This is a genomic window from Delftia sp. UME58, assembly GCF_014170385.1.
GTDB lineage: Bacteria > Pseudomonadota > Gammaproteobacteria > Burkholderiales > Burkholderiaceae_C > Comamonas > Comamonas acidovorans.
On record NZ_LZZV01000020.1, the window covers coordinates 181,610 to 206,418 of the forward strand.

Annotated in this window: 28 protein-coding genes and 1 pseudogene; 22 read left to right on the top strand and 7 right to left on the bottom strand. The window is 68.4% G+C overall.

Annotation, left to right across the window (positions count from 1 at the left end; translation table 11 throughout):
• Window positions 1–169 precede the first annotated feature (169 nt).
• The gene (locus A9976_RS08145; RefSeq protein WP_183018572.1) at window positions 170–457 is read left to right on the top strand and encodes a hypothetical protein; all 288 of its coding nucleotides are present in this window, start codon (window positions 170–172) and stop codon (window positions 455–457) included.
• Between the two features lie 81 nt (window positions 458–538).
• On the opposite strand, the gene fnr is transcribed toward A9976_RS08145, so the two are convergent.
• Entirely contained in the window at window positions 539–1,258 is a 720-nt protein-coding gene (gene fnr, locus A9976_RS08150) for a fumarate/nitrate reduction transcriptional regulator Fnr (RefSeq protein ID WP_183018573.1), read from the bottom strand.
• A gap of 161 nt (window positions 1,259–1,419) precedes the next feature.
• On the opposite strand from fnr, the gene hemN reads away from it, so the two are divergent.
• The 4 genes from hemN to A9976_RS08170 all read left to right on the top strand — a co-directional run bounded on the left by hemN (window position 1,420) and on the right by A9976_RS08170 (window position 7,426).
• On the top strand, window positions 1,420–2,802 hold the full coding sequence (hemN, locus tag A9976_RS08155; protein WP_034391810.1) for an oxygen-independent coproporphyrinogen III oxidase: 1,383 nt from the start codon (window positions 1,420–1,422) through the stop codon (window positions 2,800–2,802).
• Window positions 2,803–2,807: 5 nt separating this feature from the next.
• On the top strand, window positions 2,808–3,524 hold the full coding sequence (locus A9976_RS08160) for a sulfite exporter TauE/SafE family protein (protein ID WP_183018574.1): 717 nt from the start codon (window positions 2,808–2,810) through the stop codon (window positions 3,522–3,524).
• Window positions 3,525–3,593: 69 nt separating this feature from the next.
• A complete protein-coding gene (locus tag A9976_RS08165) occupies window positions 3,594–4,943 on the top strand; it encodes an HD-GYP domain-containing protein (protein ID WP_183018575.1) in 1,350 nt (449 codons plus the stop codon).
• Window positions 4,940–7,426, top strand: coding sequence for a bifunctional diguanylate cyclase/phosphodiesterase (locus A9976_RS08170; protein ID WP_183018576.1), 2,487 nt, complete (start codon window positions 4,940–4,942; stop codon window positions 7,424–7,426). Before A9976_RS08165 ends, A9976_RS08170 begins: the two co-directional genes overlap by 4 nt.
• Here A9976_RS08170 and A9976_RS08175 read toward each other — a convergent pair.
• The 3 genes from A9976_RS08175 to A9976_RS08185 form a co-directional block, all read right to left on the bottom strand.
• Window positions 7,390–8,208 (bottom strand): sulfite exporter TauE/SafE family protein, encoded by an 819-nt coding sequence (locus A9976_RS08175; RefSeq protein WP_012204635.1) that lies wholly within the window; start codon window positions 8,206–8,208, stop codon window positions 7,390–7,392. The genes A9976_RS08170 and A9976_RS08175 overlap by 37 nt on opposite strands.
• 379 nt (window positions 8,209–8,587) lie before the next feature.
• Window positions 8,588–8,989, bottom strand: coding sequence for a cell division protein ZapA (locus tag A9976_RS08180; RefSeq protein WP_183018577.1), 402 nt, complete (start codon window positions 8,987–8,989; stop codon window positions 8,588–8,590).
• A 32-nt stretch (window positions 8,990–9,021) separates the two neighbouring features.
• Complete coding sequence (locus A9976_RS08185) at window positions 9,022–9,231, bottom strand: hypothetical protein (protein WP_012204637.1); 210 nt, start codon at window positions 9,229–9,231, stop codon at window positions 9,022–9,024.
• 314 nt (window positions 9,232–9,545) lie between these two features.
• On the opposite strand from A9976_RS08185, the gene A9976_RS08190 reads away from it, so the two are divergent.
• From A9976_RS08190 to A9976_RS08265, 16 genes are all read left to right on the top strand, one after another.
• Window positions 9,546–10,946, top strand: a complete 1,401-nt coding sequence (locus A9976_RS08190) for a cobyrinate a,c-diamide synthase (RefSeq protein WP_183018578.1) — start codon at window positions 9,546–9,548, stop codon at window positions 10,944–10,946.
• Complete coding sequence (locus A9976_RS08195; RefSeq protein ID WP_183018579.1) at window positions 10,943–11,536, top strand: bifunctional adenosylcobinamide kinase/adenosylcobinamide-phosphate guanylyltransferase; 594 nt, start codon at window positions 10,943–10,945, stop codon at window positions 11,534–11,536. Before A9976_RS08190 ends, A9976_RS08195 begins: the two co-directional genes overlap by 4 nt.
• Window positions 11,533–12,411, top strand: a complete 879-nt coding sequence (locus A9976_RS08200) for an ABC transporter substrate-binding protein (protein WP_183018580.1) — start codon at window positions 11,533–11,535, stop codon at window positions 12,409–12,411. Before A9976_RS08195 ends, A9976_RS08200 begins: the two co-directional genes overlap by 4 nt.
• Before the next feature lie 41 nt (window positions 12,412–12,452).
• Complete coding sequence (locus tag A9976_RS08205; protein WP_183018703.1) at window positions 12,453–13,436, top strand: iron ABC transporter permease; 984 nt, start codon at window positions 12,453–12,455, stop codon at window positions 13,434–13,436.
• Window positions 13,433–14,236: an ABC transporter ATP-binding protein gene (locus A9976_RS08210; RefSeq protein WP_183018581.1), complete on the top strand. Its 804-nt coding sequence runs from the start codon at window positions 13,433–13,435 to the stop codon at window positions 14,234–14,236. Before A9976_RS08205 ends, A9976_RS08210 begins: the two co-directional genes overlap by 4 nt.
• A gap of 16 nt (window positions 14,237–14,252) precedes the next feature.
• Window positions 14,253–15,053, top strand: a complete 801-nt coding sequence (locus A9976_RS08215) for an aminoglycoside phosphotransferase family protein (protein WP_183018582.1) — start codon at window positions 14,253–14,255, stop codon at window positions 15,051–15,053.
• A gap of 83 nt (window positions 15,054–15,136) precedes the next feature.
• Window positions 15,137–15,928 carry a phytanoyl-CoA dioxygenase family protein gene (locus A9976_RS08220; RefSeq protein WP_183018583.1) on the top strand — a complete coding sequence of 264 codons (792 nt, stop codon included), beginning with the start codon at window positions 15,137–15,139 and terminating at the stop codon, window positions 15,926–15,928.
• A 224-nt stretch (window positions 15,929–16,152) separates the two neighbouring features.
• The gene (locus A9976_RS08225) at window positions 16,153–16,398 is read left to right on the top strand and encodes a DUF6364 family protein (protein ID WP_183018584.1); all 246 of its coding nucleotides are present in this window, start codon (window positions 16,153–16,155) and stop codon (window positions 16,396–16,398) included.
• Complete coding sequence (locus tag A9976_RS08230) at window positions 16,395–16,832, top strand: TA system VapC family ribonuclease toxin (protein WP_183018585.1); 438 nt, start codon at window positions 16,395–16,397, stop codon at window positions 16,830–16,832. The genes A9976_RS08225 and A9976_RS08230 overlap by 4 nt, the downstream gene beginning before the upstream one ends.
• Window positions 16,833–16,860: 28 nt before the next feature.
• Window positions 16,861–17,517, top strand: a complete 657-nt coding sequence (locus A9976_RS08235) for an aspartate/glutamate racemase family protein (RefSeq protein WP_183018586.1) — start codon at window positions 16,861–16,863, stop codon at window positions 17,515–17,517.
• 63 nt (window positions 17,518–17,580) lie between these two features.
• Window positions 17,581–18,150 carry a cob(I)yrinic acid a,c-diamide adenosyltransferase gene (cobO, locus tag A9976_RS08240; RefSeq protein ID WP_013803210.1) on the top strand — a complete coding sequence of 190 codons (570 nt, stop codon included), beginning with the start codon at window positions 17,581–17,583 and terminating at the stop codon, window positions 18,148–18,150.
• Between the two features lie 39 nt (window positions 18,151–18,189).
• Window positions 18,190–18,897: a 5,6-dimethylbenzimidazole synthase gene (gene bluB / locus A9976_RS08245; protein ID WP_183018587.1), complete on the top strand. Its 708-nt coding sequence runs from the start codon at window positions 18,190–18,192 to the stop codon at window positions 18,895–18,897.
• Window positions 18,894–19,976 carry an adenosylcobinamide-phosphate synthase CbiB gene (gene cbiB, locus A9976_RS08250; protein ID WP_183018588.1) on the top strand — a complete coding sequence of 361 codons (1,083 nt, stop codon included), beginning with the start codon at window positions 18,894–18,896 and terminating at the stop codon, window positions 19,974–19,976. Before bluB ends, cbiB begins: the two co-directional genes overlap by 4 nt.
• Complete coding sequence (locus A9976_RS08255) at window positions 19,973–21,016, top strand: aminotransferase class I/II-fold pyridoxal phosphate-dependent enzyme (protein WP_183018589.1); 1,044 nt, start codon at window positions 19,973–19,975, stop codon at window positions 21,014–21,016. Before cbiB ends, A9976_RS08255 begins: the two co-directional genes overlap by 4 nt.
• Window positions 21,003–22,508, top strand: a complete 1,506-nt coding sequence (locus A9976_RS08260) for a cobyric acid synthase (RefSeq protein ID WP_183018590.1) — start codon at window positions 21,003–21,005, stop codon at window positions 22,506–22,508. The genes A9976_RS08255 and A9976_RS08260 overlap by 14 nt, the downstream gene beginning before the upstream one ends.
• Before the next feature lie 143 nt (window positions 22,509–22,651).
• Window positions 22,652–23,098, top strand: coding sequence for a hypothetical protein (locus tag A9976_RS08265; RefSeq protein WP_183018591.1), 447 nt, complete (start codon window positions 22,652–22,654; stop codon window positions 23,096–23,098).
• A gap of 94 nt (window positions 23,099–23,192) precedes the next feature.
• Here the strand turns inward: A9976_RS08265 and A9976_RS08270 are convergent, their stop codons facing one another.
• Both A9976_RS08270 and A9976_RS08275 read right to left on the bottom strand, forming a co-directional pair.
• Window positions 23,193–23,603, bottom strand: a complete 411-nt coding sequence (locus A9976_RS08270; RefSeq protein ID WP_183018592.1) for a type II toxin-antitoxin system VapC family toxin — start codon at window positions 23,601–23,603, stop codon at window positions 23,193–23,195.
• Complete coding sequence (locus tag A9976_RS08275; RefSeq protein WP_183018593.1) at window positions 23,600–23,869, bottom strand: type II toxin-antitoxin system Phd/YefM family antitoxin; 270 nt, start codon at window positions 23,867–23,869, stop codon at window positions 23,600–23,602. Before A9976_RS08275 ends, A9976_RS08270 begins: the two co-directional genes overlap by 4 nt.
• Window positions 23,870–24,098: 229 nt before the next feature.
• Here A9976_RS08275 and A9976_RS08280 point away from each other — a divergent pair, with 229 nt between their 5' ends.
• Window positions 24,099–24,470: an oxidoreductase gene (locus tag A9976_RS08280; protein WP_183018594.1), complete on the top strand. Its 372-nt coding sequence runs from the start codon at window positions 24,099–24,101 to the stop codon at window positions 24,468–24,470.
• Window positions 24,471–24,488: 18 nt separating this feature from the next.
• Here A9976_RS08280 and A9976_RS08285 read toward each other — a convergent pair.
• Window positions 24,489–24,803, bottom strand: a pseudogene (locus tag A9976_RS08285) (TRAP transporter large permease subunit); the annotation flags it as partial.
• Window positions 24,804–24,809: the final 6 nt, after the last annotated feature.

The following is a 24,809-nucleotide window of genomic DNA, read 5'->3' on the forward strand; positions in this document are numbered from 1 at the left end:
CCCCTCACGAGGCCGCAGTCGCGGCCTTTTTGCATGGCGGATCGCATCTCCGGCATGTGCGACGGGTGAGGGTTTCCTACAGGCGCGCAGGGCGCTTCGGGGCTTGGCGCCAGGCGTTGGCGCGGCGCACAATGAAGGCGACCCCCTCTACAGCACAAGGAGATCGCTGATGTTGGCCCAACGCTGGATGTGGATTGCCTGGCCTGCCTTTCTGGCCGCCGCCGTGATGGAGATGCTGGTTTTTGCCTTTGTGGATCCGCTGCAGCTGCATTGGCTCGGCGACCTGGGCTGGTCGCGCCAGGGCATCTACACGCTGGCCTTCTTCGCCTTCTGGGGCGTGACCATGCTCTCCAGCCTGATGACCACCATGCTGGGCCGCTCGGCCCGCGATCTCAATGACGGCGTGGTCTCCGAGCCCGAACCGGACCTGGCCATGCAGGGGCTGGGGCGGGACTGAGAGAACGCCGGCCGCAATGAACAAGGCCCGCTGTCGCGGGCCTTGTTCATTGGCGGATGAATGCCTGCAGCCCCTGCAGCCTTACTGGCACTGCTGGCTATTGACGATGCGCTTGAGCGCCTCCGTGTCCAGGATGCGCAGATGGCGCTGGCGCACCTCGATGATGTTGTCGTCCGCGAACTTGGAGAACGTGCGGCTCACCGTCTCCAGCTTCAGGCCCAGGTAGCTGCCGATTTCCTCGCGCGTCATGCGCAGCACCAGTTCGGACTTGGAAAAGCCCCGCGCATGCAGGCGCTGCACCAGGTTGAGCACGAAGGCGGCCAGGCGCTCTTCGGCGCGCATGCTGCCCAGCAGCAGCATCACGCCGTGCTCGCGCACGATCTCGCGGCTCATGACCTTGTGCACATGGTTTTGCAGGGCCGTGACCTCGCGCGACAGGTCTTCCAGCTTGTCGAAGGGCATGACGCAGACTTCGGCGTCTTCCAGCGCGACGGCATCGCAGGTGTGGTGGTCGTTGACGATGCCGTCCAGGCCGATGATCTCGCCGGCCATCTGAAAGCCCGTGACCTGGTCGCGTCCGTCCTCGGTGGCCACGCAGGTCTTGAAGAAGCCGGTGCGGATGGCGTACAGCGAGGTGAAGGCCTCGCCGTTGCGAAACAGCAGGCCTCCGCGCTTGACCTTGCGGCGCGTGGCCACGATGTCGTCGATGCGCTGCATCTGCTCGGCATCCAGGCCCATGGGCATGCACAGTTCGCGCAGGTTGCAGTTGGAGCAGGAGGCTTTGATGGTCTGAAGGTTCATGGAGTGATAAACATCAGCGGCACACAGCGTGCCGGCGGTGACCTCGTGGATTGCGATGAGTTGGATCAAATTGTCGCAGCAGTGCCTCAAACAACTCTTGATATGAGTCAAGGACATGACCGATGTGCTGCGGCACAGTCAAGGTATTAGAGGAAAAACCCATGACCGCTGTCACCCCAGAGCTGCTGCGTCGCTTTGACGTACCGGGGCCCCGATACACCTCGTTCCCTACCGCCGACCGCTTTGTCGAGGCCTTTGGTGCAGAGGACTATATCCTGGCGCTGCAACAACGCAAATCGAGTACCGCAGCGCGTGCCATGCCTTTGTCGCTGTATGTGCACGTGCCCTTTTGCGAGTCGCTGTGCTACTACTGCGCCTGCAACAAGATCGTGACGCGCCACCACGATCGCGCCGCCGTCTACCTGGACTACCTGGCGCGCGAGATGGCCTTGCACACGGCCCATTGCGGCAAGGGCCAGACCGTCAGCCAGCTGCACCTGGGCGGCGGCACGCCCACCTTCTTCTCCGACGACGAGCTGCGTACGCTGATGGGCCTGTTGCGCGAGCATTTCAAGCTGGAGCCGGGCGGCGAATACTCCATCGAGGTCGATCCGCGCACCGTCAGCGTCGAGCGCCTGGCCGTGCTCAAGGAGCTGGGCTTCAACCGCCTGAGCTTCGGCGTGCAGGACTTTGACGAGCAGGTGCAGATCGCGGTGCACCGCGTGCAGCCGGCAGAGCAGGTGTTCGAGCTGGTGGCGGCCGCGCGGCAGCTGGGCTTTGCCTCCATCAACGTGGACCTGATCTACGGCCTGCCCAAGCAGACGCCCGAATCCTTCGAGCGCACGCTGGCCCAGGTCAACGCGCTGCGGCCCGACCGCATCGCGCTCTATGCCTATGCCCACCTGCCCGAGCGCTTCAAGCCGCAGCGGCGCATTGCGGCCGAGGATCTGCCGCAGGGGGCCGACAAGCTGGCCATGCTGTCGCGTTCCATCGCCGCATTCATGGACGGTGGCTATGTCTACGTGGGCATGGACCACTTCGCCCTGCCCGAGGACTCGCTGGCCGTGGCCAAGCGCCAGGGCCGGCTGCACCGCAACTTCCAGGGCTACAGCACCCAGCCCGACTGCGACCTGATCGCGCTGGGCGTCTCGGCCATCGGCAAGGTGGGCGCCAGCTACAGCCAGAACGCCAAGACGCTGGAGGAGTACTACGACGCCATCGACGCCAGCCACCTGCCCGTGGTGCGGGGCCTGGCGCTGTCGCGCGACGACCTGGTGCGCCGCGCCGTCATCATGGCCATCATGTGCCAGGGCGCCGTGCTGTTCGAACCCATGGAGCAGGCCTGGCTGCTGGGCTTTCGCGAGTACTTCGCGCCCGAGATGGCGGCCCTGGAGGACCTGCAGGCCAAGGGCCTGGTGCAGATCAGCGACGAGGGCTTCCAGGTCACTCCCATGGGCTGGTACTTCGTGCGCGGCGTGGCCATGCTGTTTGACCGATATCTGCAGGCGGACAAGAACCGGGCGCGGTTTTCGAGGATCATCTAGGCCCCATGCTGTTGTCGCTGCTCTGGACCGCTTTGATCATGGGGCTCGTCGGCGGGCCCCATTGCCTTGCCATGTGCGCGGCGCCCTGCGGCGTGGTCACGGGCGGGGCGGGGCGGGGCGGCGGCTCCCAGGTGGTGGCCGTGCATGGATTGCAAGGCCGGCTGTGGCTGCGCACGGCGCTGTTCCATGGCGGACGTCTGGCCGGCTATGCCAGCCTGGGCGCTGCCTCGGCCATGGCCATGGAGAGCCTGTCCTGGCTCACCAGCCAGACCACGGCGCTGCAGCCGTTCTGGACACTGACCCATGTCGCCGTGATGGCCTGGGGCCTGGCCATGATGGTGCAGGCCCGCCAGCCCGCCTGGCTGGAGTCTGCCGGCCGCGCCGCCTGGCGGCGCGTGCAGCCCTGGGTGTCGGCGCCGGGCGGCACGCTGGCGGCAGGCTATGCCTGGGCGCTCATGCCTTGCGGACTGCTGTATTCGGCCGTGCTGGTCGCCGCGCTCAGCGGCGGCCCGTTGCAGGGCGCGCTGGCCATGGCGGCCTTTGGTGCGGGCAGCGGCCTGTGGCTGGTGGCCGGCCCCTGGTTGTGGCGGCTGGGACGGCAGCGCCTGAACGGCCTGCGCGCCGAATGGGGCACGCGCCTGGCCGGCCTGATGCTGGTGGGCGTGGCCGTGTGGGCGCTGTGGATGGACCTGATCTACAAGCCCAGCCTCTGGTGCCGTTGAGCAACAACTGGGGCCGGACTTGGGCCCTGGGGCCGCGTATTGGCTGCGAGGCTCTCAGAACTGGAGATAATGCCCGAATCATCGGCTTACATATTGCCGATTCCTTCAGCCTCGGGGCCGTTGCCGCGCGTGAACCATTCCGTCCTCATCGATATCCGAGACCTCCGTCCGGGCATGTTTGTCCAGCTCGATGTTGGGTGGCTGAACCATCCCTTTCCGGTCAGCAGCTTCAAGATCACCTCCAGCGCACAGATCCAGACCCTGAAATCCCTGGGCCTGGAAGTGGTGCGCTGTGTTCCGCACAAAAGCGACACCTGGCCCGCCGAGGTGCGCAACCCGCCGCCGCAGGAGCTGCCGCCCGTCGTGGAGGCCCCCGAGCCTGCGCCCGCCGAACTTTCGCCCGCAGCACCGCTGCTGCTGTCCGTGCCCGACTGGCGCGGCCGGCTGGAGGACTGCAATGCGCGCTTTCAGAAAGTGGAGCGCGGCTATGTGGCCATAGAGACCACCATTGCCAGCGCGCCCGAGCAGGCTCGCATGCCCACCGAGGCCCTGGTCGATGGCTGCCTGGCCGAACTGGCGGGCCCGCAGGACGTGGCCATTCACCTGCTGTCCGATGGCGTGGGCAGCAGCCAGAGCGTGCATGCCGTCAACGTGACCGTGCTCAGCCTGCTGCTGGGCCGGGCCCTGGGCCTGGAGGCATCGTTGCTGCGCGACCTGGGCCTGGCGGCGCTGCTGCATGACGCGGGCAAGCCCGTGGCCGGTGTCGACGGCATGCATGGCCTGGCCCTGGAGCCTTCCGTGCCCGACGTCCTGCGCGAGCGCTACGAGCGCCATGTGGGCGAATCCGTGGCCATTGCCATGCGCATGGGCCTGTCGGCCCAGGTCACCACGGCCATCGCCCAGCACCATGAATGGGCCGATGGCACGGGGTTCCCGTTGAGCCTGGTGGCCGAAGACATGGAGCTCACGGGCCAGATCCTGGCCCTGGTCAACACCTACGACCGCCTGTGCAATCCCGGCGATGCACAGACGCCGCATACGCCGCATGAGGCCCTGTCCCTGCTGTTCAGCCGGCTGCGCGACAAGTTCGCCGCGCCCGTGCTCAATGGCTTCATCCGCATGATGGGCGTGTTCCCGCCGGGCTCGGTGGTGGAGCTGACCGACGGGCGCCATGCCATGGTCATGTCCGTGAATGCATCACGCCCGCTTAAGCCCTCGGTGATGGTCCACGATGCCGGCGTGCCGGCCGCGCAGGCGCCCGTGCTGGCGCTGGAGCTGTTTCCCGAGCTGGGCATACGCCGGGGCGTGGCGCCGGCGCAGCTGCCGCGCGATGCGCTGGACTACCTGTCGCCGCGCCGGCGTGTCTGCTATTACTTTGAACGGGCGGTGGAGTTGGATCCACCGAAGGTGGCGTCTTGAACAAGCAAGCGCTCAACCGCGCCTGGCCCCGTCTGCTCGATGCACTGCAGGAGGCCCTGTGGCTGATCGATGCGCGCACCCTGAAAGTGCTGCGCGCCAACGCCGCCAGCGAATCCGTCACCGGCTATGAGGCCGATGCGGCCCCGGGCCTGCCCGTGCAGGTGCTGGCCGCCACACCGCAGCAGCAGGCTTTCTGGAGCGATCCCTTCAACTGGCAGGCCGGAGCCCAGTTCATTGCCGAGGTGCGCCGCGCCGATGGCCAGCTGGCGCCCGTGGAGATGCGCGTGCGCGCGCTCGACGGCGAGGTGCTGCTGGTCAGCATGCTGGACCGGCGCGAGCAGGCATTGCACGAGGCCGAGTTCGAAAGCCTGCTGGGCGAGCTGCGCGCCACGCTGGAGTCCGCGGCCGACGCCATCCTGGTCTGCGATCCCGATGGCCGCATCCGCGCCTTCAACCACCGCTTTGCCACGCTCTGGGGCATTCCCGAGGCGCTGCTGGTGCGCCGCAACGACGCGGCCATCCTCGATCACCTGACCGGCCAGGTGCGCGATGCCCAATCCTACGCGCAGCAGTTGAAACTGCTGTCGGCCCAGCCCCTGATGGAAGCGTCCGATGTGCTGGACCTGCGCGACGGCCGCATCCTGGAGCGCCGCGCCGTGCCCCAACTGCGCCGGGGCCTGCCCATGGGGCGGATCTTTTCCTTCCGCGACATCACGGCCGAGGCCCAGACCCAGGCGGGCCTGGAGCTGGCTGCGCGGGTCTTCGAGTCCAGCCTGGACGGCATCTTCATCGCCGATGGCCACATGGACGTGGCACGCACCAATCCGGCCTGCGAACGCTTGCTGGGCGGCATGCCCGTGCAGGGTCGCACGGTGGAATCGCTGTTCGAAGCTGCCGAAGGCCAGGCCGACACCCTGGGCGACCTGGCCCGCATCCAGTGGCACCAGGGCGGCTTCTGGGAGGGCGACCTGTGGCTGCGCCAGGCCGGCGGCGCGCGCTGCGCCGTGCGCCTGTCCTGGGTGCCGCTGCGCAATGCGCAGGGCGACGTGGTGCAGAGCATCGGCTTCATGCGCGACCTCACGCAGCAGCGCGTGGCCCAGCAGCGCATTGAACAACTGGCCTACAGCGACGCGCTCACCGGCCTGCCCAACCGGCTGAACCTCACGGAGCGCGTGGATGCAGCCATCGAGGCCGCGCGCGCAGGCGGCACGGTGTTCAGCATCCTGTTCATCGACCTGGACCGCTTCAAGATCATCAACGACTCGCTGGGCCACCAGTTCGGCGACCGCGTGCTCAAGCTGGTTGCGCAGCGCCTGAGCGACTGCATGCGGCCCGTGGACATCCTGTGCCGCCTGGGTGGCGACGAGTTCGTGCTCTACCTGCAAGGCTGCAACGCCGAGCTGGCCGCGTCGGTGGCCAGGCGCATCCTGCAGGAGATGGAGCGCCCCTTCCTGCTCGACGGCCTGGGTTTCTCCGTGCAGTGCAGCATCGGCGTGGCCCAGTACCCGGCCGATGGCCTCACGCTGGATGAGCTGATCCGCCAGGCCGACACCGCCATGTACCGCGTCAAGGAACGGGGCCGGGGCCATTTCAGTTTCTACCAGCCGCAGATGAGCGCCGGCCTGCTGTCGCGCATGAAGCTGGAGCACGCCATGCGCCAGGCGCTGGAGCATGGCCGCATGGCGGTCTACTTCCAGCCCCAGGTGCACATTGACAGCGACCGCATCGTCGCGGCCGAGGCGCTGCTGCGCTGGACGGATCCCGAATTCGGCGTGGTCTCGCCGGGTGTCTTCATCCCGCTGGCCGAGGAGTCGGGCTACATCGTCACGCTGGGCGCCTGGGTCATGGAGCAGGCCGTGCAGGAGGCTGCGCGCTGGCAGCAGCAGGGCATGCCCATCAAGGTCTCGGTCAACGTGTCGGCGCTGGAGTTCCGCCAGTCGGGCTTTGTCGAGCGGGTGACCGAGCTGCTGCGCAGCTACGGCCTGGCGCCCCAGCTGCTGGAGCTGGAACTGACGGAAAGCATCTTGCTGCAGGACGCCCAGGACATGGCGCTGCGCGTGTGCCAGATCGCCGACCTGGGCGTGGGCATGGTCATTGACGACTTCGGCACGGGCTACTCCAACCTGGCCTACCTGAAGAAGCTGCCCATCTCCAAGATCAAGATCGACCAGAGCTTCGTGCGTGGCCTGCCCAGCGACGAGGGCGACCAGGCCATCGTGGGCGCCATCATCAGCCTGGGGCTGGCGCTGGGCGTGGAGATCGTGGCCGAGGGCGTGGAAACGCCCGAGCAGCTCACGGCCATCCATCGCATGCAGGGCCACTACTTCCAGGGCTTTCTGTGTGCCCCGGGCCTGCCGCGCGAGCAATTCGGCGAATGCCTGCAGGCCCAGCGCGCCGGCATTGGCGCCATCGCCTACCGGCAGAGAATGGCCCAGGCCGCGAGCGTTCAGCTGCCTGCGCTCAAGCCCTTCCAGAGCATGTAGGCCGCCAGGCCGAACAGCAGCGTGGCAAAGATGCGCTTGAGCTGGCCCACGGGCAGCCGGTGCGCTGCCCGTGCCCCTAGCGGTGCCGTCAGCACGCTGCAGCAGGCCAGGGCCAGCAGGGCCGGCAGCCACAGGTAGCCCAGCGAATATTCGGGGCGCCCCGCGTCACCCGCGCCGGTGAAGATCAGGCCCGCCGCATTCACCACGGCAATCGGAAACCCCAGCGCCGCGCTGGTGCCCACGGCCATGTGCATGGGCACCGAGCAGCGCATCATGAAGGGCACGCTGATGAAGGCCCCGCCTGCACCCACCAGCCCCGAGATGAAGCCCAGGCCCGTGCCCGCACCGTACAGCCCCAGCGGCCCCGGCAGGGCGCGCGTGGCCGTGGGCTGGCTGTTGCTGCGCAGCATGCGAAGCGCCATGTAGCCGATGAACACGCCAAAGAACAGTGCCAGGTACTTGCCGCGCAGCAGCGCGAAAACCCCCAGGCTGGCGAGCAGGCCGCCCGTGATGATGCCCGGCGCCAGGCTGCGCACGATGTCCCAGCGCACGGCGCCGCGACCGTGGTGGGCGCGCAGGCTGGAGATCGAGGTGAACACGATGGTGGCCATGGCCGTGGCGATCGCCATCTTCACGGACAGGTCCGGGCCGACCCCGCGCTTGTCGAGAAAGTAGGTCAGAAACGGTACAAGCACCATGCCGCCGCCCACTCCCAGCAGGCCGGCCAGGAAACCGGAGCACAGGCCCAGCAGGGCCAGTTCGAGAAACAGCAGGTCAGGCATGCGGCAGAAGATCGGTAGAGGAGGGGCGGGCAACAAAAAACCCGGCGCACCGTGGAGGTGCGCCGGGTTGGGATCAGGTGTCTGCAAAGACCACCGGGCCGTCATCCTGAACCGGGGTTCAGGGGGGCAAGGGCAGCCAGACGTTGGGTTCATCTGACGCGAGACGATCACGCTCGAATGGCAATGTACCAAGCCCGGGCTCATAGAGCATTGGTCCAAGGAACTATAAAGCCCGGCGGGTTTGCAGACGCCTCCATTCTACGGCGATTGGACAGGCCCGCAATCAAGTTCTTTGAACGGCATGGGCTTTCCATTGACATGGGCGATGCCATGAAAAACGGCCTCCGAAGAGGCCGTTGCATGGGCGGGGCGCGGCGTCTCAGAGCAGCCGTGCATCGCTCTCCAGGGCCTGGTCCAGGCGCAGCACCAGTTGCTCGGCAAGCGCCTCCTGGCGTGCGCGCTCGGCCAGCTCCTCGGGGCTGGGCTCGGGTGGCTGGGAGGGGGCGTCCTGCTGGGAAGCGGCCTCGTCATGCAGGGATTGCATTTCGGCCTGGGCCGTGGCCATGGCGCTTTCCTGGGCTTCGCGGTCCAGCACGTCGAAGGCCATGTTCAGCGCGGACAGCACGGCCACGCGCTCGCGGGAGCGGACCTTGCCGCTGTCGCGGATGCGGGTCATGGCCGTGTCCACACGGCGCACGGCCTCGAGCAGACGCTCTTCCTGGCCATCGGGGCAGGTCAGCACATAGCTTTGCTGCAGGATTTGCACTTCGATCTGCTTCATGGGCGTTCGGGGCGTCGGCGGTTGCGAAGGGGTCAAGCCCCCTGGTTGGAGGGCAGGCGCTCGATCAGGGCATCGACGCGGGCCCGGGCGGCGTTGAGCCGCGAGCGCAGCGAATCACGCTCCTGGGTCAGGGCCGCCACCTGTTCGGCGAGTAGCGCATTCGTGCGTTGCAGTTCCTCGTGGCGAACCAGCAGGCGCTCCACGCGCTCTGCAATGTGGTCGAGGGAAGTCTGGGAGGTCATAGACGCTGAGATTGTAGGACGTGCGAACGAAGTGAGCGCATTCCGTGGAAGTATCCGAGGAAACCTGGTAGCAGGAGGGCGTAGAAGGCTTGACGTCAGCGCCGTGCTCAGGTATTCGAGCGCAGGCGGCAAACTGTCTCACAAAATCGTAGCGCCATGTGTAGGACTCGTCTGCTTCGGCGGGGTGTAATGCGTAAGCATTGGTTGCGGGCGCGGTGCGGGTACGGGGCGGATACGGTGGGGGTGCGCACTACAATGCGCCGCGTTGGCGGAGCGGCCGGTTCAAGGCAGCGTCGCACGGAGCAAACAAAACCATGAATATTGACCTGGGCCGGGGCGGGGCACGCTGCCCGGCGCTGCTCATCACTTCCACGGCCTCAGGGCAGGGCAAGACCACGCTGACGGCTGCGCTGGCGCGGCTGCATGCGCGCCAGGGGCGCCGCGTGCGCGTGTTCAAGTGCGGCCCTGACTTCCTGGACCCGCACTGGCACGAGCTGGCCAGCGGCGCGTCCGTGCACAGCGTCGATCTGTGGATGACGGGCGAGTCCGACATGCGTGCGCGCCTGCACGCCGCCGCGCTTGAGGCCGACCTCATCCTGGTGGAAGGCGTCATGGGCCTGTTCGACGGCACGCCCTGCGCTGCCGATGTGGCCGAGCGGCTGGGCCTGCCGGTGCTGGCCGTCATCGACGCGTCGGGCATGGCCGGCACCTTTGGCGCACTGGCCCATGGCCTGCAGCACTACCGGCCCGGCCTGCGCTGGGCCGGCCTGCTGGCCAACCGAGTGGGCAGCATCCGCCATGCCGACCTGCTGCGTGCCGGCCTGCGCGAGCCTTCGCTGTGGCTGGGCGCGCTGGCGCGGGTGCAGGGTGCAGGCGCTGCCTCGCTGCTGCCCGAGCGGCACCTGGGCCTGGTGGCCGCGCATGAGCTGGACGATGCCCTGCAGCGCCTGGACCAGGCCGCCGATGCGCTGCTGGCCACGCCGCTGGGCCAGTTGCCCTGGCAGGCGGAAGCCGGCCAGAGCGCCAGCTGGCAGGACTGGTCCGTGGACTTTGAACCGTGCCCGGAACCTGCCGAAGCCGTGCAGCCCTGGCTGGCGGGCCGCACCGTGGCGGTGGCGCGTGATGCGGCCTTCAGCTTCATCTACCAGGCCAACCTCGACTGCCTGCGCTCCATGGGGGCGCAGATTGCCTTCTTCTCGCCCCTGGCCGCAGAACGCCTGCCGCAGTGCGATGCGCTGTGGCTGCCCGGCGGCTATCCGGAGCTGCACCTGGACGCGCTGGCAGCCCATGCAGCGCTGCGCGGCGACATCGCCGGCCACGTGGCTGTCGGCCGGCCGGTCTGGGCCGAGTGCGGCGGTATGCTCGCGCTGTGCGAGCGACTGACCGACACTGCGGGCCGGACCACGGACCTCTGGGGCCTGTTGCCCGGCCATGCGCGCATGCAGCCGCGGCTGGCCGGCCTGGGCATGCAGCAACTGCCCACGCCCTGGGGCCTGCTGCGTGGCCACACTTTTCACTACAGCCGGCTGGAGACTTCCATGGCCGAGGCAGGGCGCAGCAGCCGCCCGGGACAGGATGCCCATCCCGACCGGGGCGAGGCGCTGTACCGCCACGGCAGCGTACATGCCAGCTATTTCCATGCCTGGTTTGCCTCGCAGCCGCGTGCCGTGGCCGCGCTGCTGGGCGCCGACATTCCCGCAGGCCAGGCGTCATGACCGAGCCCATCTCCACCGTTTCGCTTCCCCGCAGCCAGCTCATTCTGGGCGGCCAGAAAAGCGGCAAGTCGCGCCGCGCCGAATTACTGGCCCGCGCCTGGCTCGATGGTGCCCTGGGCCGCGAGGCCGCGCTGATCGCCACCGGCCAGCCCTGGGACGACGAAATGCGCGAGCGCATCGCCCGCCACCGGCGCGACCGCGCCGAGCGCGTGCCCGGCATGGCCACGCTTGAGGAGCCGCTGGACCTGGCCGCCATGCTTGCGCGGCACAGCACGCCGCAGCGCCTGCTGGTGGTGGACTGCCTGACGCTGTGGCTGACCAACTGGATGATGCCGGCCCGGCCTTCCGAGGAACTGGCGCGCGGATGGGCGGGCCAATGCACGGCCTTTCTGGCCGCCTTGCAAGCTGCGCCCGGCCCGGTGATCCTGGTTGGCAACGAGATCGGCCTGGGCGTGATCCCGCTGGGATCGCAGGTGAGGGCCTTTGTGGATGCGCTGGGTGTGCTCAACCAGCGTGCGGCGCAAAGCTGCGAAACCGTCACGCTGATGTGCGCCGGCCTGCCGCTGGCGCTCAAGGGCCCGCAGCCGTGAGGCCATGGCGTCCCGCCCTGTGGGGCCTGGCGTTGGCACTGGCGCTGTCTGCGGCGCAGGCTGCCATCCGGGTCACGGATGGGCGGGGCGTTCCGGTGGAGCTGCCACAGCCGCCGCAGCGCATCGTCAGCCTGCTGCCCTCGCTGACCGAGACCGTGTGCGAGCTGGGCGGCTGCCAGCGCCTGGTCGGCGTGGACCGCTATTCGAACTGGCCGGCCCATGTGAAGACCCTGCCCGTGGTGGGCGGCGGAATGGACCCCAACATCGAGGCCATCGTCGCGCTCAAGCCCGATCTGGTGCTGGTGTCCATGGCATCGCGCTCGGTGGCGCGGCTGCAGGCACTGGGCCTCAAGGTCGTGGCGCTGGAGCCGCGCACCCATGCCGATGCGCAGGCCGTGCTGCGCACCGTGGGCCAGTTGCTGGACCTGCCGCCCGCGCAGGGCGCCGACCGTGTCTGGTCCGCCATCGAGGCGCGCCTGCAGGCGGTGGAGCGCAGCATGGCCCCCGCGCTGCGCGGGCAGACGGTGTATTTCGAGGTCAACCGCGGCCCCTTTGCCGCAGGCGAGTCTTCGTTCATCGGCGAGACCCTGGCGCGCCTGGGCATGCGCAACATCGTGGGCGCGCAGCTGGGGCCGTTTCCGCGCATCAACCCCGAATTCGTGGTGCGCGCCGATCCGGACTTCATCCTGGGCGGCGATCGCAGCCTGGGCACATCGGGCGAGCCCTATCCGGGCTGGGGCCGCATGCGTGCCATGCAGGCCGGGCGCGTCTGCCGCTTTGTTCCGGCCGAGCTGGACGTGCTGGTGCGCGCCGGCCCGCGCATGGCCGAGGGCGCCGCGCTGATGGCGCGTTGCCTGAACGGGGCCGCACGGTGATGCAGGCCCGCACGCTGCACGGCGGCCTGGCCGCGCCCTGGATGGCACTGGCCCTGCTGGTCGCGAGTGCCCTGCTCATGCTGCTGGGCGCGGGCGTGGGCAGCACGGGCTGGGAAAGCGTGTGGGCGGCGCGCAGCGATCCGCTGTCCTGGCAGATCGTCACCGAGATCCGGCTGCCCCGCACGGCGGGCGCCTGGCTGGCGGGCGGCCTGCTGGGGCTGGCCGGGGCCATTGCCCAGGGCGTGTTCCGCAATCCGCTGGCCGATCCCTATCTGCTGGGCAGCGCCTCGGGCGCCTCGCTGGGCGTGGCGCTGAGCATGGCGGCGCTGGGCGTCTCGCCCTTCGCGCTGGCGGGCCTTGCGCGCCTGGGTGTCACGGGCGCGGCCTTTGCGGGCGCGGCCCTGGCCGTGCTGCTGACCCTGGTGCTGGCCCAGGGCGCGCACAACACCATGCGGCTGCTGCTGGCCGGCGTGGTGGTGGGGGTGGTGCTGGGCGCCGCCGCGTCCCTGGTGCTGTTGATGAACCCGGACATCATGCAGGCCATGCAGGCCTTCATGCTGGGCAGTACCTCCTTCATCGGCTGGGGCGCCTGCGCGCTGATGCTGGCCGTGCTGCTGGCCACCGCCCTGGGCGCCTGGTGCCTGGGCCGCGTGCTCGACGGCCTGTCCCTGGGCGAGGCCACGGCCCACAGCCTGGGCCTGCCGCTGGCGCCGCTGCGCATGGTGCTCATTTTGCTGCTGGCACTGGCCACGGGCACGGCCGTGGCGCAGACCGGGCTGATTGCCTTCGTCGGCCTGGCCGCGCCGCATCTGGTGCGCTCCATGGTGCGGTCCATGCACCGCTGGCTGCTGTTGCTCAGCGCGGGCATGGGCGCCGTGCTGCTGCTGGCCGCCGATCTGCTGGCGCGCTGGCTCATCGCCCCGCAGGAGCTGCCGGTGGGTGCGCTCACGGCCCTGCTGGGCGGCAGCTACCTGCTGTGGCTCATGCACCGCCGCCACGCCCTGCGCGGCGGGGAGGGCGCATGACGGCACTGGCCCCTGCCCTGCAAGCGCGCGCCCTGAAGGTTCGCCTGGGCGATCGACAGGTCCTGGGCGGCCTGAGCCTGGCACTGCCCGCCGGCCGCTGGACCGCCATCGTCGGCCCCAATGGCGCCGGGAAATCCACGCTGCTGCGCGCCCTGGCAGGCATGGAGTCCGGCGCTGGCGTGCAAGGGGAGGTGGAGCTCCTGGGCCGCCCGCTGCGGCAATGGAGTGCGCGCGAACGGGCCTGCTCGCTCGCCTGGCTGGGCCAGAACCAGCCCGTGGCCGGCGACATGCAGGTCCATGACGTGGTCATGCTGGGCCGCCTGCCGCACCAGGGCTGGCTGGCTGCGCCCAGCCAGGCAGACCATGCCGCCGTGGAGCAGGCGCTGCGCCAGACCCAGGGCTGGGACTGGCGCATGCGCAGCGTGGGCAGTCTCTCGGGCGGGGAGCGCCAGCGCGTGCTGCTGGCGCGCGCCCTGGCCGTGCAAGCCCGCGTGCTGCTGATGGACGAACCCCTGGCCAACCTCGACCCGCCGCACCAGGCCGACTGGCTCGAATGCGTGCAGGCCCTGGTCGCCCAGGGCCGCACCGTGGTCAGCGTGCTGCACGAGATATCGATGGCCTTGCAGGCCCAGGAACTGGTCATTCTCGACAAGGGGCAAGTGGTGCACCAGGGTGCCTGCGCCGACACGGCCACGCATGCGGCGCTGGAGGCCGTGTTCGAGCACCGGCTGCGCATCCGCGCCATCGACGGGCAGTGGCTGGCCCTGCCACGGCTGCGGGGGCAAGCTGCGGCTGCCTGATCGCCTGTTAGAAAAAATGTCTCTCCATGCGCCGTATCTGAGCCGCTGGGCTCTGACCATCGATGGCCAGCCCCTGTCCACGCCGCGCGGCGTGTTGCTGCCCGTGCGCCAGGGCGGCACGCCCGCCATGCTCAAGATTGCGCTGGAGCCCGAAGAGGTGGCCGGCGCCCGCCTGATGGCCTGGTGGAATGGCGATGGTGCCGCGCCCGTGCTGGCCCATGAAGGGCCGGCCCTGCTGATGCTGCGCGCCACAGGACCCGAATCGCTGGTGGAGATGGCCCGTGGCGCGCGCGATGAGGAGGCCACGCGCATCCTGTGCACCGCTGCCATGCGCCTGCACCTGCCGCGCGCCAAGGCGTTGCCATCCCTGGTGCCGCTGTCGCAGTGGTTCCATGCATTGCTTGCACAAGGCCATGGAACCACCAGCCTGCTGGGCCAGTGCGCCGCCACGGCACGCGAACTGCTGGCCGCACCGCGCGATGTGGCGGTGCTGCATGGCGACATGCACCACGGCAATGTGCTGGACTTCGGCCCCCTGGGCTGGCTGGCCATCGACCCCAAGGGCCTGCACGGCGAGCGCGGCTTCGACTACGCCAATATCCTGAGCAATCCCGACCGCGCCAGCGCGCAGGTGCCGGGGCGCTTTGCGCGCCGCCTGGCCTCCATTGCCGAAGTCTCGGGCATCGAGCACAGGCGCCTGCTGCAATGGGTGCTGGCCTGGTCGGGGCTGTCTGCCGTCTGGAGCATGGAAGATGGCGACGATCCTGGCGCTGCGATGGCTGTGGCGCAAATGGCGGCTTCGGCCCTGGCATGCTGATTTTCAGACTGCGATGCATCTCTTTTTCTGTCGCAACAGGGTGAAATGGCGCTTCACAAAATAGAGGGTGGAGGAATTTTTCGATGCTTGCCGATGCACTGGAGATGTTTGAGAAGCAGGGATTTGTCATCTGGCCAAGACCCATGGAGAAGGGCCTTCTCGACAGCTTGGTGGCATCTGTTGAAGCCATCCAGCGCAATGCGCAGGCCAGAACACTGGAGCCGGCGTTGGACGAGCTGTTGGTGTACGAGAAAGATCTGTCGGCCAGCAAGCGCGCCGGCTTGGATGGTGCCCTTACCGGAAACTCGATCTTCATCGTTGGAGATCCCGCCCGCTTTGATGAAGTCTTCGCAGAGACACTTCACGATGCCGCGCTTGTCTCGGCGGCAACGACGCTTCTTGGCGTGGACGAGGCTGTGCTCCATTTCATGAACGTGACCATCAAGAATCCCGGGTTCGGACGGTCAATCTCCTGGCACCGCGATTATCCCAATGGGTATTTTTGCACCAGGGATTCCAGCTTTGTCCGTCTGATGATCTGCCTGGATGGCATGGCGGTGGAAAGCGGTGCCACCTGCTTCGATGCGGGCACTCATCGCATCTCCGACCAGGAGGCGCAGCAGCAAAAGGTGAATGGCAAATGGCCCACTCCCGATCCGGCCAACACTGTCACGGTGCAGTGTGGCCCAGGCCAGATCGTGGCGATCCACCCGAAGGTGCTTCATGGCGGAGGCATGAATACCGGCTCTGGAATGCGACGCAACGTCATCCTGCAGATCGGCACTCTGGGTGCAGAGCCCATGACACACGCCAATGAATCTCTGACCGGCATCGTCATCGGCGCGAAAGGCTGCAGGGAACACCTGAATCGCTGAGGGCGTATCGGGGACGAGGTCAAGGCCATCGTGGACCGCGTGGTGAGGGGCATGATGCCTTCGCCCATCCTTCGCCCATTCCTCGTCCCAGGGCATCTGAAGGGCGCAGGCCGGGCTGGTTGCCCTGGCGGTGGAATTTTCCTAACATACAGAAATCTGTACGAAAGATTTTTGCAAAGATCTGTGCGGGAAATCTGTACGAAATTCCTGCTCCGGGGGCCGCCATGAAGACCACGCTTGACCTCAACGATGCATTGCTGACCGAAGCGAAGACCTATGCGGCACAGCAGCACACCAGCCTGACGCGCCTGATAGAAGAGGGCCTGCAATTGCGTTTGCGCAAGGCCCAGGCACCTGCCCGGCGTGTGCGCCTTCCCGTCTACCATGGCAAGGGCGGACTGGCTCCGGGGCTGGACGCACTGAGCAACCGCGCGCTGCTGGATGCCGCCGACCAGAACGAGCAGCCATGACGCCCGACGTCAACCTGCTGGTGGCGGCATCGCGCAGCGACCACCCCCATCATTCGGTGGCCCGCGAATGGCTGGAGCAGGCCATGGCCGATGCCAGCCAGGGCGTGCTGTTGAAATTGCAGCCCATGGTGGTGGCGAGCTTTCTGCGCCTGGTCACGCATCCGAAGATCTTCGTCAACCCGACGCCCATGGCCGAGGCTTTGCGCTTCATCGACGCGTTGCTGGCCTCGCCAGGCGTCGAGCAGGCCGTGCTGGGTTCCGAATGGCCGGCGCTGAGGCAACTGTGCGCCGACAAGGCGTTGGCCGCCAACGACGTGCCGGACGCATGGCTGGCCGCCGCCGCCATCCACCAGGGCGAGCATGTGGTCAGCTTCGATGCCGATTTCAAGCGCCTGCTGCCGCGCTCCCAGTTCACCCGGCTGTCGCCCCAATAATTCCGTTCCATTCCAGACTCCCCCATCCATGACCCGCATCGCCCTCATCCACGCCCTCAGCCACTCCGTCGCTCCCATCAACGAAGCCTTTGCGCGCGACTGGCCCGAGGCGGTTCGCATGAACCTGCTGGACGACAGCCTCTCGGCCGACCTGGCGCGCAACGGGCGCGGGCTGGACGCCGCCATGCACGAGCGTTTCCAGCGCCTGGCGCAGTACGCCGTGGACACGGGCGCGCAGGGGATCTTGTTCACCTGCTCGGCCTTTGGCCCCTGCATCGAGGCCGTGGCCGCGCGCCATACGCCGCTGCCCGTGCTCAAGCCCAACGAGGCCATGATCGAAGAGGCCGTGCAGGGCCGGCAGGGTGCCTTGGGTTTGATCTCCAGCTTCGCGCCCACGCTGCAGTCCATGCCGCCGGAGTTTCCGGCCGGCATCGAACTCGTGCCTGCCCTGGCCGATGGCGCCATGGACGCGCTCAACCGGGGCGACACCGCCACGCATGACCGCCTGGTGGTCGAGCAGGCCAGTGCCCTGGCCGCGCGCGGCTGCACGCGCATTGCGCTGGCCCAGTTCAGCATGGCGCGTGCCCGCGCCGCCTGCGAGGCCGCCACGGGCCTGCCCGTGCTCACCACGGTGGACAGCGCCGTGCGTGCCCTGCAGCGCCGGCTGGGCGCCCGCCTCGGTTAAAGTGGCGCTCCGCTGCGGCGCATGCCCACCGCAGCGCGTGCAACTTTTGAGGATGACAGACCCATGCAGATCGAACAGGCCCCGACGGAAAAGCCCTATGAAAAGCCCGAAGGCGAACGCCGTGGCCTGGTGCTGGTGAATACCGGCGACGGCAAGGGCAAGAGCACGGCGGCCTTCGGCCTGGCCCTGCGCGCGCATGGCCGGGGCAAGTCCGTCAAGATCTTCCAGTTCATGAAGGTGCCCACGGCGCGTTTTGGCGAGCACCGCATGTTCGAGCAACTGGGCATGCCCATCGAAGGCCTGGGCGACGGCTTCAGCTGGAAGAGCCAGGACCATGAGCGGTCGGCCCAGATCGCGCGCGAGGGCTGGGAGCGTGCGCGCACCGCCATCCTCTCGGGTGATCACTTCCTGGTCGTGCTCGACGAAATCACCTATCCGCTGATCTATGGCTGGCTGCCGCTGGAGCCTGTGCTGCAGGCACTGGCCGACCGCCCGCGCCATGTGCACGTCATGCTCACGGGCCGCCGCTGCCCCGAGGAAATCATTGCCGTGGCCGATACCGTCACGCGCATGGAACTGGTCAAGCACGCCTTCCAGGCCGGTATTCCCGCCCAGCGTGGTATTGAGGACTGATGCCGCCCGCAGGCCCGGCCTGCGGCGGACAATGGCGGCATGAGCAGCGAAACGCAATCCCGGGCGCCAGAGACCATTCCCGCCCAACCCTTTGCCGAGGCCGAGCGGGCAGCCGTCTACCGCGCCATCCATGAGCGGCGCGACATGCGCCACTTCTGCGGCGGCGAGGTCGCGCCCGAGGTGCTGCTGCGCCTGCTGCGCGCCGCCCACCATGCGCCCAGCGTCGGCTTCATGCAGCCCTGGCGCTTCATCCGCGTGCGCGATGCGCATTTGCGCCAGGAGATCCATGCCGTGATCGAGCAGGAACGCCTGCAGACCGCGCGTGCGCTGGGCGAGCGCGAGGAAGACTTCATGCAGCTCAAGGTCCAGGGCGTGCTGGATGCGGCGGAGGTCCTGGTCGTGGCCATGCCGCCAGGGCGTGAGTCCCATGTCTTCGGCCGGCGTACCCTGCCGGAGATGGACGTGGCCTCGGCCGCCTGCGCCATCCAGAACCTGTGGCTGGCCGCGCGTGCCGAGGGGCTGGGGCTGGGCTGGGTCTCGCTGTTCGATCCCGAGGTGCTGGCCGCGCTGCTGCAAATGCCCGTGGGCAGCCGGCCGCTGGCCGTGCTGTGCCTGGGCCCCGTGTCGGCCTACTATGCCGAGCCCATGCTGCAGCAGCAGAAATGGGCCAGCCGCGCACCGCTGCAGGACATGCTCTACGACGACTTCTGGGGCCAGCGCGCCGCCGGTCCGCAGCCGCAGGCATGAGCGACAGCCCTTCCTGGCAACTGCTGGGCGCCGCGCTCAGCCCGCTGTGGTGGTGCTGGCAGGCGCTGTCGCAGCCTGTGTCCGAGCCCTGGGCGCGCCACGCGCTGGCCGCCGCGCTGGCCGTTCCCGTGGCCCTGCTGATCGACCGGCTCTGGGGCGAGCCGCCCGTGTGGATGCACCCCGTGGTCGCCATGGGCCGGCTGCTGGCTGCGGTTGGGCGAAGAATTGCCCCACGCGAAGAACATGTGCGCGACTGGCCACGCTTTGCGCTGGGCGCAGTCGCCTGGTGCCTGCTGGCGCTGCTGTTCTTCGCCATCTACGCGTTCATCCAGTGGCTGCTGCCGCCCATGCCATGGTGGCTGGGCGCCCTGGTGCTGGGCGTGCTGCTCAAGCCGCTTTTGTCCTGGCGCATGCTGCGCGACGAGGTGCTGGCCGTGGAAGCCGCACTGCAGCAATCCCTGCCCGCAGGCCGCGAGCGCCTGACCTGGCTGGTCAGCCGGGACACGGCGCGGCTCGACGCAGGCCAGGTGCGCGAAAGCGCCATCGAAACCCTGGCCGAGAACCTCAGCGACTCCGTGCTGGCGCCGCTGTTCTGGTTTGCCGTGGCCGGCCTGCCGGGCGCGGCCCTCTACCGCTTTGCCAATACGGCCGATGCCATGTGGGGCTACCCGGGCTGGCGCGGGCAGGGCGATGACCGGCGTCACTGGCAATGGGCCGGCAAATGGACGGCGCGTGCCGATGACCTGCTCAACTGGATACCGGCGCGCCTGACCGCCTTGCTGCTGGCCTTGTCCGGCCTGGCCGCTGGCCGGCGGCCGGGCTGGGGTGCGCTGCGCCAGGACGCGCGCATCACCCCGTCGCCCAACGGCGGCTGGCCCATGGGCGCCATGGCAAGGCTGCTGGGCGTGCGCCTGGGCAAGCCCGGCGTCTACGTGCTCAACCCCGCAGGCCGCGTGCCGCAGGCGGCCGAGCTGCAGCAGGCCGTGGCGCATGCGGGCCGCGTGGTGGCCATGCTGGTGGCTGCCGGGCTGGCTGTCGCCCTGGTCCTTGGATGGGTGATGGTAGGAAAGACACCATGAAACCAATGACAGTCATCCACGGCGGCACGGACGCGCTGGGCGTGCCCGCGCACGATTTCTCCACCAACCGCAATGCCTGCGGACCCTGCCCGCAAGCGCTGGATGCGCTGTCCCGGGCGCATGCGGCCCAGTACCCGGACCCGCACTACACGGCGTTGCGCGCACGGCTGGCGGACCTTCATGGCGTGCCGGCCGAGCGCATCGTCATCGCGGCCAGCGCCAGCGACTTCATCCACCGCATCACCATGCATGCGGCGCGCGAAGGCGCGGCCGTCGCCAGCCTGCCGGCCCACCATTACGGCGACTACGCCCACGCCGCCCAGGTCTGGCGCCTGCGCCAAGCCGCGCGCGACGGCATCACCGAGGCCGGACCCGGCCTGCACTGGGCCTGCGCGCCATCGAGCCCGCTGGGCCGGCCCGAGGATGTCTGGCCCCTGTGGAGCGAGCCCGCACCGCCCGGCACCTGGCGCGTGATCGACTGCGCCTATGCCCCCCTCAGGTTGGAGCCGGGCATTGAACCGGCCGTGCCTGCCCAGGTGCGCGATGCCTGGCAGATGTGGACCCCCAACAAGGCCCTTGGCATGACCGGCGTGCGCGCGGCCTACGCCATTGCGCCCCAGGCCGTACCGCACGACGAGATCGATGCCTTGCGTGCCCTGTCGCCATCCTGGCCCGTGGGCGCCCATGGCGAGGCCATGCTCACGGCCTGGACCGCACCGGCCACCCGGCAATGGCTGGCGCAAAGCCTGCAACGGCTGCGCGATTGGAAGGCGCAGCAGATCGAACTGGTGCAGCGCCTGGGCTGGCAGGTACTGCCCGGCTCGCAGGCCAATTACTTTGTGGCGCGCTGGCCGCAAGCACGGCAGGGCGACGCCATGCAGACGCGCCTGGCCCAACTGCGCGCGCAGGGCATCAAGCTGCGTGACTGCGACAGCTTCGGCCTGCCCGGCTGCGTGCGCATGGGCGTGCTGGCGCCCGCATCCCAGAACGCCTTGCTGGCCGCCTGGCAGCCAATGGAGAAGCACCATGCAATCGAATGAACCCGCCGCCGTGAACCTGCCCCTGCCCACGCCCGGCCAGCGCCCCGCGCTGTGCGTGATGGTGCTGGGCACCAGCAGCGGCGCCGGCAAGAGCTGGGTGGCCACCGCGCTGTGCGCCTGGTACCGTGCCCAGGGCTACAAGGTGGCGCCCTTCAAGGCGCAGAACATGAGCAACAACGCGCGCGTGGTCTCCGCGCCGGGCGGTGCCTGGGGCGAGATCGGCACGGCGCAGTACCTGCAGGCCCTGGCCGCAGGCTGCGCGCCCGATGTGCGCATGAACCCGCTGCTGCTCAAGCCCGAGGCCGACATGCGCAGCCAGGTCGTGCTGCTGGGCCGGGTCAGCGAGGAACTCTCGGCCTTGCCCTGGCGCGGCCGCAGCGCCCGCGTCTGGCCGCAGATCGCCGAGGCGCTGGACAGCCTGCGTGCCGACAACGATGTGGTCGTCATCGAAGGCGCAGGCTCCCCCGCAGAAATCAACCTGCATGCCAGCGACGTCGTCAACATGCGTGTGGCGCGCCACTGCGGCGCGCATTGCCTGCTGGTATCCGACATCGACCGGGGCGGCGCCTTCGCCCACCTCTACGGCACCTGGGCCCTGCTGCCGCCGGACGAACAGGCGCTGATCCGCGGCTTCGTGCTCAACAAATTCCGGGGTGATGCCAGCCTGCTGGCGCCCGCCCCGCAGATGCTGCAGGAGCGCACCGGCGTGCCCACCGTGGCCACCATCCCCATGCAGTTCCAGCATGGCCTGCCGGAGGAGGATGGCGTCTTTGACGACCGTGGCTCTGGAGGAGGGGCGGGGCGCGCCGTGCACACCACCATCGCCATCATTGCCTACCCGCGCATCAGCAACCTCGACGAATTCCAGCCCCTGCTGCAGGTACCGGGCCTGCGCGTGGCCTGGGCGCGCACGCCGGCCCAGCTGGCAGGCGCCGACTGGGTCATCCTGCCGGGCTCCAAGGCAACCGCCGCCGATCTGGCCTGGATGCGTTCCCAGGGCCTGGACGCCGCCGTCGCAGCCCACGCCGCAGCAGGCCGGCAGGTGCTGGGCATCTGTGGCGGCCTGCAGATGCTGGGCGAGGCGCTGATCGACCTGCATGGCGTGGACGGCAACGCAGCCGGCCTGGGCCTGCTGCCCTTGACCACGCTGTTCGCACCGGACAAGACCGTGCTGCCTGCCAGCGTGCGCCTGCCACCGCTGCCCGGTGCGCTGGCGCCGTTGTCCGGCGTCCAGGCCCGGGTCTATGAGATTCACCATGGCCAGACCAGCGTGCGCGCCGACATGGTGGCTGCAGGCAGTGCCGTGGCCGAGCCCGTGCCCGGCCTGCTGTGGCACAGCCCCGATGGCCGCATCGCCGGCTGCTACTGGCATGGCCTGTTCGAGAACGCCGAGGTGCTGCGCGCCCTGTGGGGCGCCGAGGTGCCCACGCTGGACAGCGTCTTCGCACGCATGGCCGAAGGCGTGCAGCGCTGGTTTGCGCACAAGGCTTGACCCAGGTCAGGAGCCGCGTGCAGGGGGTCCGGCAAGCTGTAGGCCATGGCCTGCATGCGCAGCCGCGCTGTACCGATAAATGGGGAGCTGGAAAACACGCATGCTTGGGCCTTGACTTTTTTCACGAGGAATGGAGTGAAGCTATGAAGAACCCATGGATTCGTCCCCTGCAGCTGTGTATTGGCGCTGCCGTCCTGGGCATGGCCGGCCTGGCCACCGCCCAGCCCGGCCCTGGGCCTGATGGCGCACCGCCCCCGCCGCCGCCCGCTGCGGAAAAGGCAAAGCCCCATCACCACCACAAGAAGCACGCCGATCAACATACCGATCACAAGGGCCCCGCCAAGCGCGGCTATGACCGCCGTGACCCCGACCAGCACGAGGCCGCCGCCGTCAAGGAACAATCGCGCCGAGGCGGCGTCCAGTCGGGCGATCACTTCCAGCGCAACGCTGTCGCCCGCTGCGATGTCTTCAAGAACGAAGGCGACCGCCGCTCCTGCGTGGAACGCGTCAAGGACGGCCAGGTCAGCGGCTCCGTCGAAGGCGGCGGCGTGCTGCGCGAATACACGGAACAGGTTCCGGTAAGGCAATAACAGCATCTGCTGTTACTCACCCGGGAAAACCCGCCGGGCCACGAAGCCGGTGGGTTTTTTTGTGGGGAAATACAGGCGGCAGCGGCAGCTGCATTCAGGCCAGAAGCACCACGTTCAGGCCATGAACCCTCTGGAAGGCAGCGTCCCCCGTCAAGAGCCTGTGGTGTGGTCCCAGTTGCAGGCAACTGGCGGCGTGCAGGGCATCGGGGGTCCGCAGTCCATGCCGCGCGCGGATCGCGGTGGCCAACTCCACCACCTCGCGGCTCAGTTCCACCCAGATCAGGTCCGCCCGGGCAAAGAAGGTGTCGAAGACCGCCAACGCGACCGAGTCATTCGACTTCAAGGGGCCGGTGCGGCACTCCAGCCAGGACAGCCGGCTCACGGCGGATGCCATGCCCGGATTGGCCGTATGCAGCGCCTGGAGCTCGGCCCGGGCATGGCTGGCAAAAGGCTCTCGGGCCTGCAGCAGGTAGATCAGTGCGCTGGCATCAAAAAAGGCGATCACCAGTCGCGCTCCCCTGACAGGAATGCATCGATCTCCGCCTTCTCGCGTGCGCCTGTGGTGGGTTGCGACAGCAGCCATTGCACCGCTGTCATGCCGTGGTGCGGCTGCGGAGCCTGCTCCAGCAGTTTCCGGTACTCCTGCTCGGACAGCACCACCGCGGTTGCCTGGTTGCGCTTGATCAGGTGGACAGGGCCATGCCGAAGTCCATCCTCAATGGCGGCCATGCCGCGGCGCTTGAGCTCTGCGGCAGTCAAGGTGTTGTGCACGGTGGCTCCTTATCGGCATCGATGTGTTGAATGGTACTGAATTCAGTATCGAATCTCCAACGCGGATACCGGTGATGTGGGAGGGGCATGGAGGGTCCGCCACCACGCCCCTGTCCACCGGATTTGACCTGGGTCATACAAACCCATTCCACCCGCCCCGGACCGGCGCGCACCGGCAAGGCATTTCTATGATGGCGCCGTACTTCCCATATGCAAAAGGATTCAACCCATGCAAGCCTTCCGGATCGTGGTCATTGGTGCGGGGCAGACCGGCACTCCCTTGCTGCAGCAGTTGCTGGACGCGCCCTTCGTGCAGTTGCTCGGGGTGGCCGACCTGGACCTGGACCAGCCCGGCATTGCACTGGCGCGCGCGCGTGGCGTACCGGTCACCACACGGTTCATGGATCTGGTGGATGCAGCGGTGGACGTCATCATCGACGTGACCGGCTCCGTGCAGGTGCGCGAATCGCTGCGCAGCAAGATGGTGGAGACCGGCAACACGCACACGCTGATCATGCATGAGGCGATTGCGCTGCTGATGATGTCGCTGTCGGCCGGCCGGCTGGTGACCAGCAAGCACAGCGATCTGGAGTATTCCTGAGCGGGGGCGGCCGCGCCTCTACAGGAACCCGATCGACAGCCAGGGCACGGCCGCCACCGCCACCGTACCCAGCAGCAGCGCCAGCAGGTAGCCCACGATGGGCCGCAAACCCTTGTCCGGGTGGATCTGTCCTATGGCGCAGGCTGCGTAGTAGCCCACGCCCAGCGGCGGGGCGAACAGGCCCAGGCCCATAGCGAGCACGACGACGATGGCGTAGTGCACTTCATGGATGCCCAGGTCGCGTGCGATGGGAAACAGCAGCGGGCCGAACAGCACGATGGCGGGTATGCCTTCCAGCACCGATCCGAGGATGACGAAGATCAGCGGCGAGACCCAAGC